2 protein-coding genes and 1 pseudogene are annotated in these 1,621 nt (G+C 63.5%); 2 read left to right on the forward strand and 1 reads right to left on the reverse strand.

Annotation, left to right across the window (positions count from 1 at the left end; genetic code table 11):
* Nucleotides 1–360 precede the first annotated feature (360 nt).
* Nucleotides 361–1,098 (forward strand): hypothetical protein, encoded by a 738-nt coding sequence (locus tag ACPT9U_RS17635; RefSeq protein ID WP_435751910.1) that lies wholly within the window; start codon nt 361–363, stop codon nt 1,096–1,098.
* 4 nt (nt 1,099–1,102) lie between these two features.
* Nucleotides 1,103–1,369 carry a hypothetical protein gene (locus ACPT9U_RS17640; protein ID WP_435751911.1) on the forward strand — a complete coding sequence of 89 codons (267 nt, stop codon included), beginning with the start codon at nt 1,103–1,105 and terminating at the stop codon, nt 1,367–1,369.
* Between the two features lie 19 nt (nt 1,370–1,388).
* Here the strand turns inward: ACPT9U_RS17640 and ACPT9U_RS17645 are convergent.
* Nucleotides 1,389–1,511 (reverse strand): annotated as a pseudogene (locus ACPT9U_RS17645) (antitoxin Xre/MbcA/ParS toxin-binding domain-containing protein); the annotation flags it as partial.
* Between the last annotated feature and the right edge of the window lie 110 nt (nt 1,512–1,621).

Here is a 1,621-nt window from a genome sequence, read left to right on the forward strand (position 1 = left end):
CGTCCCGGTGTACGCGCCGCTGTACGGCCACCTCGCCACGGCGCTGAGCCGGTAGCTCTGCCTGCGCCATCAGTCTCTCCTGCTCCATCGTCGTTCTCCCGAAGTGAGTTCGGAGATGCAACGATCGATGATTCAGCTCTGATCGGGAACTACGGGGTTGCTCGGACGGTTACATCTATAACGGGTAGCCTACCAGCACGACGTGCCAATTGTCATGTATCACGCGGCCAGTCATGCCCCTCGCATGGCATCTGGATTCAACGCCGGCTCCCTCTATCATGGGTCCGATGGGCGTCGGGTCGAGCAACCATTCGGACATCGATGTCAGGCTCCCAACCCAACCTTTCAGCGTGCGAACTCATGTGCAATGACGATGCTTCCCTGCAAACCACCTCCGAGCGCGAGGACTCGCCCGGCGGCCCGCCGGGTGTCTCCGCCGAAGACGTCGCAGAGCGCTTTGCTCAGTGGCTGCAGGCCGAACTCCTGAGCGAGGCGAGCCGAGACGAGCATGTCCTGCATCGAGTGGGGCAACTGCTTCACCCGAATAACCTGGCGCGCCGGCGCGAACTCGTCGCCGTGCTCCTCGAGCACCTGCGCTCGATCGAAGCGCCTGCTTCGATGCCCCCGGTTGTCCGCCGGGATCCGCTTGCGGACGCGAGGCTGCGGGGCTTCGCCATGAAGCAAGCGATGTTTGCGTCGGGCGAACTGCTCAGCTCAAGCGAGGTGGCGCGGAATCTGGGCGTCAGTCCGGATCGTGTCCTGAAGATGCGCGAGGAGAAGCGCCTGCTCGGGCTTCCGCACCCGACCCACGCCGACTATCTGGGTTTTCCGGGCTGGCAGTTCGACGAGCCCGTGTTGAAGGCGCTTCCTGGAATCCTGGGTGCGCTCGGAGAGTGCGCTGCCTGGGAGGCGTGGCTCTTCTTCACGTCAGGTGACGGCTCACTGCGCGGCTTCACTCCGCTGGAAGTACAGCGGGAGCAGCCGGACGACGAGCAGGACGGGGATCGGCTGCGCAGGCTACTGGACGACGCGCCCGCGGACATTCTGGTCGAACGCGCCGCGCGTCGATTCACCGAAAGAACCGATCAGGGAGACTGATTCGATGATGAAGGGTATTCACCCGGTGACCGTTTTCGTGGCGCTACTGACCCTCGGCACCGTCGCCCTGGTCGTGTCCGACATCGATCCATGGGAGGCCGCCTGGACTGTGATTGGCTGGACCTTAGGGGTGGTGGTGGCGCTCGTCACGATCATCATGATCTTCGCGGGGCCGCACAGGGGAGAGTTCTGGCAAGCGTTCGTCGGCGCGATTCGAGACGACTTCGGAATCCTGGTCGAACTGTGGCGGGCGATGACCAAGTCGAAGTGAGGTACTCCTGATCGGGTGTTCAGGCGCTCATTCCGCGCGCAATCGCGTGCAGGATGCGGGTGACCTCAAGGCGTCCGACCTCGGTGTCGAGCAGCGAGGCCGGCGTTTGGCCGTCGAGGGCGGTGTTTTCCGTGCGCAGCCACGCCTGGGCACCCCGAGTTCGACAGTTACGCTCGCAAGTGCTTGTTTTTGCTAGAGCGGACTTTCAAAAATGCCACTACAACAGCGCCAGCTGCTCCGGCGCCGCTGGCT

This window comes from Thauera sp. AutoDN2 (genome assembly GCF_051280715.1).
Lineage (GTDB): Bacteria > Pseudomonadota > Gammaproteobacteria > Burkholderiales > Rhodocyclaceae > Thauera.

What these genes read in the sequence shown, in the direction of transcription:
- ACPT9U_RS17640 (WP_435751911.1), top strand. Translation starts at nt 1,103, where the DNA reads ATGATGAAGGGTATTCACCCGGTGACCGTTTTCGTGGCGCTACTGACC.
- ACPT9U_RS17635 (WP_435751910.1), top strand. Translation starts at nt 361, where the DNA reads ATGTGCAATGACGATGCTTCCCTGCAAACCACCTCCGAGCGCGAGGAC.